4 protein-coding genes are annotated in these 4796 nt (G+C 66.4%); all 4 read right to left on the bottom strand.

The annotated features are described in order from the left end of the window. Positions 1 to 99: 99 nt before the first annotated feature. Positions 100 to 1389 (bottom strand): adenylosuccinate synthase, encoded by a 1290-nt coding sequence (locus ACFUTU_RS21160; RefSeq protein WP_377959177.1) that lies wholly within the window; start codon positions 1387 to 1389, stop codon positions 100 to 102. A gap of 198 nt (positions 1390 to 1587) precedes the next feature. Next, positions 1588 to 3246: a choice-of-anchor G family protein gene (locus ACFUTU_RS21155; protein WP_377967901.1), complete on the bottom strand. Its 1659-nt coding sequence runs from the start codon at positions 3244 to 3246 to the stop codon at positions 1588 to 1590. 8 nt (positions 3247 to 3254) lie between these two features. Then, on the bottom strand, positions 3255 to 4139 hold the full coding sequence (locus tag ACFUTU_RS21150) for a hypothetical protein (protein ID WP_377967899.1): 885 nt from the start codon (positions 4137 to 4139) through the stop codon (positions 3255 to 3257). 55 nt (positions 4140 to 4194) lie between these two features. Next, the coding region (locus ACFUTU_RS21145) for a signal peptidase I (protein WP_377967897.1) at positions 4195 to 4796 on the bottom strand (602 nt) is incomplete at its 5' end.

Below are 4796 nucleotides of genomic sequence, written 5' to 3'. Positions count from 1 at the left end.
GACCCTAAGGTGACCCGCCGCCGTCGTCCCCACCCGCTCCCCAGCCTTGCAAGCCCGGCCAGGGAACCCTGCGGGCGTGGGCCCACTCGTCAGTCGGTTTTAGTCAAGGATCAAATCGTTGACCACAATGGTCTGGTCCCGGTCCGGTCCGACGCCGATGGCCGAGAAGCGGGTGCCGGACAGCTTCTCGAGGGCCAGCACGTAGTTGCGGGCGTTCTCGGGCAGGTCCGCCAGCGTGCGGGCGCCGGTGATGTCCTCGGTCCAGCCGTCAAAGTATTCGAAGATCGGCTTGGCGTGGTGGAACTCGGTCTGGGTCATGGGCATTTCGTCGTGCCGGACGCCGTCGACGTCGTAGGCCACGCACACGGGGATCTGTTCGATTCCGGTGAGGACGTCAAGCTTGGTGACGAAGTAGTCGGTGAAGCCGTTGACGCGGGAGGCGTGGCGGGCCAGGACGGCGTCGTACCAGCCGCAGCGGCGCGGGCGCCCGGTGTTGACGCCGAATTCGCCGCCGGTCTTCTGCAGGTACATGCCCATCTCGTCGAACAGTTCCGTGGGGAACGGACCGGCGCCGACACGCGTGGTGTAGGCCTTGATGATGCCGATGGAGCGCGAAATGCGGGTGGGGCCGATGCCGGATCCCACCGAGGCGCCGCCGGCCGTGGGGTTGGAGGACGTGACAAACGGGTAGGTTCCGTGGTCGACGTCGAGGAACGTGGCCTGGCCGCCCTCCATGAGGACCACCTTGCCCTCGTCCAGGGCGGCGTTCAGCACGAGCGTGCTGTCGATGACCAGCGGGCGCAGGCGCTCAGCGAACGAGAGGAAGTAGTTGACCACTTCATCCACCTCGATGCTGCGGCGGTTGTAGACCTTGACCAGGAGCTCGTTCTTCTGGCGCAGGGAGCCTTCCACCTTCTGGCGCAGGATCGACTCATCGAAGACGTCCTGGACGCGGATGCCCAGGCGGGCCACCTTGTCCATGTAGGTGGGGCCGATGCCGCGGCCGGTGGTGCCGATGGCGCGGCTGCCCAGGAAGCGTTCGGTGACCTTGTCCAACACCTGGTGGTACGGCGCGACGAGGTGGGCGTTGGCGGAGACCCGCAGCTTCGAGGTGTCGGCGCCGCGGGCCTCGAGGCCGTCGATCTCCTGGAAGAGCGCCTCAAGGTTGACGACGCAGCCGTTGCCGATGATGGGGACGGCGTTGGGGCTGAGGATGCCGGCCGGAAGGAGCTTGAGCTCATACTTCTCACCGCCTACGACGACGGTGTGCCCGGCGTTGTTGCCGCCGTTCGGCTTCACAACGTAGTCGACGCGGCCGCCAAGCAGGTCGGTGGCCTTACCTTTTCCTTCGTCGCCCCACTGGGCTCCGACGATCACGATTGCTGGCATGGGATCCTCCCCCATTCGTTCGGGCCTAGCCCGGCTGATCACCGAGGTGCTTCAACCGGAGGTCGGCGCCGTTCATGAGAATGCCCCGAGTGGACCGGCTTTCGCTGTTCCTTTGCAGGAACGGCGCCGCAACGGCCCCGGGGCTCTTACCACCCAAGTTTAGCGGATTCCACCGGTTTCTCCCGTGCCGCGGCACTCTCACGGGACACGCAGCGCCACAGGGCCCGCCGAGGAATTGCCTATGGACAGGCTGAGAAGCGCGGCGTTGCCGACCAGCCCCACTCTGACTGCAGAGACCTTGTACTCCCCGGCAGCGGCAGAGACGTCCGCAGGCCTGATGCCGGGCCAGGGCTGGTCGGGCTGGACGTTGACGTTGATGGCGACGAGGCTATTGACGGCGGTCAGGATGGATCCAACGGCAGACTTCGCTGTCACGATCAACGGGTTCAATGTTGTCTGCAAATCCGAAACAACCGCATTCGTGGGTGCCACTACAGCGTTGGCCACGGTGCTGGCGATTGTCGTCGTTAGCGAAGGAAGCAAGGCCGTAATATCCAACCCGACTGCCGCGATGGTCGGGGGCGGCGCAGTTCCGGTCCGAAGCTGCCCCAACGTTCCCTTGATCGTGATCTCTGTGCTGCCAAGGGATATTCCGGTGAGGGGAACGCTCACGTTCGCCGTCACGGTAGCGTCGACGGTCACGGCATCCAGCGCCGCCCGTACCTGCGTCGTGATGCGATGGACCAGCAGGTCAACTTCCCTCTCCACCTGGGCAATGTTCTCCGCGGTGAGGACGACTGGGCTGTTCGGCGCCGAGTCCCCACTGATGGAACCGCCTCCAGGCAGCTTCGTGAAGTCGATGCGGACCTCGCCGGTATTCATGGTGATGGTCACGGAACCTTCGGACTGTGGTTCCAGCATCACGTCTCGTACGGGGTCGAGGTTCAGTCCACTCAGTGATGCCTTTGTTGTAGCGGTCACCACACCCAGATCGTCGAGGACGTTCTCGACGTCGCTGGTAAGGGACTGGATGAGGTTACTCTCCAGGTCATCCAGTGTGGCGGGAAGCGCGTTCAGGGCAGCGTCCGCCGGAGGGGCCACCGCCCCCACGGCAGGCACGTCGGCGTTCAGGTCCAGGCTGGCGATGCCGTAGTCGCGCCCGACGGCGGGGGTTGGGTCCAGCGCCGGCCAGCCGCTGGTCATCACGCACCCGTTCAGTGTGGTGGATGAGGCGACCGCGCCGACGTCGAGCGTTACACCCGCCAGCGACGTCGGGACAAGCCGGCCAAGCGAAATGCTCGCAGCCTTGGGCGCAGTGGCCGCACCGTTGGCGGTGCCGCCCACGTCAATGGCTCCGGACTGGTCGGACACCAGTCCGGAGGCGCCCTTTACCTGCCCGCTCCCCTTTGCCTGCGCCCACTGCGTGTAGGTGCCGATCCCGCCAACCGGAGCCCCGAGGCCCACGCCTGCTTCAACTGCCGTTCCGCCCAGTACCGTGACGGGCAGTTTGCTGATGAAGGCGTCCGTAGTACCGGGCACCGGAGTGGCGGTGGCCGGCACCGGTGATGCTGTGGTGCCGTTGTTCGTCACGGTGAGGCCCTCGACACCCAGAACCGAGTCCAGGCTCGTGTTCAGGACGGTGCCCGTCAGCTGCCGGGCCCAGGATTGCGTGGTGAAGAGGGTGTTTGTGGAGCAGTCGCCGGGCGACCCGACGCCGACGGCGCCGCTTACCCGTTCGTCGTCGGTCCAGGCGGCACTGGTGACGGTGGTCCCGGCGGCGAGTGCGATGGCCGCCGCGGCGGCTACCAGCAGGGAATGGCGGGGCCTGTGGACGACGGCATGCGCTGCCCTTTTCATGCTCCCCGTCATCGGGTGGTCCTGGAGGAGGGGCGGGAGCCGCGGAAGGCGGCAACAACGGCAGCGCCAAGCAACAGCAGGGCGCCGCCGGCGAAGAGTGCCGGGAGGACGGCTGCGCCGGTTTCACCCAAACCGGTATCCCCCAGGCTGTGACCCAACGGAGGGCTGCTGCCCGCATGGCCATTGTCCTCCGGCGGCCCGGCATCTCCCGGCTGGGCCGGTCCCGGCGACTGGCCTGGATCCGGGGACTGCCCCGGCCCCGGCGACTGGCTTGGCCCCGGTGATTGGCTTGGCTCCGGCGATGGCTCCGGATCCGGAAAGCCTGCGCCGCCGGTGTCCTCCCCCGTGGCACTGACACCTATCCCCAGCGTCAGTGAAGAGCCACCGGCTTCTGCAGGGCCCGCGGGCCGGGCAAGCGTAAACCGTAGAAAGGACGTCGTCCCGGCGCTTAGCTTATTGAGCGGTATTTGGACATCCTGCCGCAGCGCGGCCAGTGTGGTGGATGGAATCCTGGAAATGGAACCGGACGGGCAGCTCAGGTTTTCGTTGAGGCCACTGGTCCCCTCCCACTGCACGGAGCATTCCTCCACAGAGACCGCGTACCTGTCCGTTCCGGCGATTTCCCCGGCAGCGGTCACCTGCAGCATGGATGACGCCGTCGGTTCCGTCATGGTCAGGCCGATCTGCCAGCTGAAGGACTCGGCCGGCTCAAGGACGGGCAGTGTCAACGGATAAACGGAGGACGAGAGTGAGAGCAGACCGGGAGCCCCGGTCTCGGGCACCGGAACCAAGTCTTCCGCGGCCACGGCGGCAGCCTGGGTCGCGGCCATGGCCACCAGGACAGCCGCGCACGCGGCACCGCCACGCATCATGGCCATCTTCCATGACGGCATTCCAACACCTCCTCTTTGAGCGACCGCACAACTTCTTTTGGGGCCCGCAGCTTCGTCAGGGGCCAGGGCTACGGGGCTCCCGCTTCGGCCAGTACGCCCAGAGCACCAGCGCGGCCAAGGCAAGCGTGGCACCACCAATGAAGCCAGGGCCTCGCGCAGTCATCACCCAGGAACCGACCGCCGGCACTGTCACCAGTACTTTCCGGGCGGTGGCAACCTCGTACGGCAGGGGGTCCTGCGAGCTGTTCGCATCGCCCTTGAGGATCAGGGACGTCCGGCCGCCGGCCGTGTCCGGCCGCGTCACGGAGACCACGCGGTGCGTGATCAGCACGTTTGACCCCTCCCGCTTGACCGACACGACGTCGCCCGGCACCAGATCCGCTGCCTTGACCTGGACAGTAAGGGACAGGGCACCCACCGGATACTGCGGCTCCATGGAACCGGTCCGGAAAACGACAAAGGACGCCTTGAAGACGAAACCGAGGATCAGAGCCAGGATGCACAGCAGCCCCAGAACGGCGACGCAAGTCAGCGCGACTTCGCGGACAACCGTCAGGATACGCAGCAGGACCGCCGTCCCGGGCGGGGCGCGCGGGCCCGGGGGGCGGGGGGGGGGGGTTTTAAAAAAAAAAAAAACCCCCCACACCACGTCATCAG

Source organism: Arthrobacter sp. NPDC057388 (assembly GCF_042668165.1).
In the GTDB taxonomy this organism is placed as follows: domain Bacteria; phylum Actinomycetota; class Actinomycetes; order Actinomycetales; family Micrococcaceae; genus Arthrobacter.
This window is presented reverse-complemented; position numbering and strand designations above follow the sequence as displayed.

Excerpts from the sequence above, each read along its gene's own strand:
- ACFUTU_RS21160 (WP_377959177.1), bottom strand. The coding sequence starts at position 1,389 with ATGCCAGCAATCGTGATCGTCGGAGCCCAGTGGGGCGACGAAGGAAAA.
- ACFUTU_RS21155 (WP_377967901.1), bottom strand. The coding sequence starts at position 3,246 with ATGAAAAGGGCAGCGCATGCCGTCGTCCACAGGCCCCGCCATTCCCTG.
- ACFUTU_RS21150 (WP_377967899.1), bottom strand. The coding sequence starts at position 4,139 with ATGCCGTCATGGAAGATGGCCATGATGCGTGGCGGTGCCGCGTGCGCG.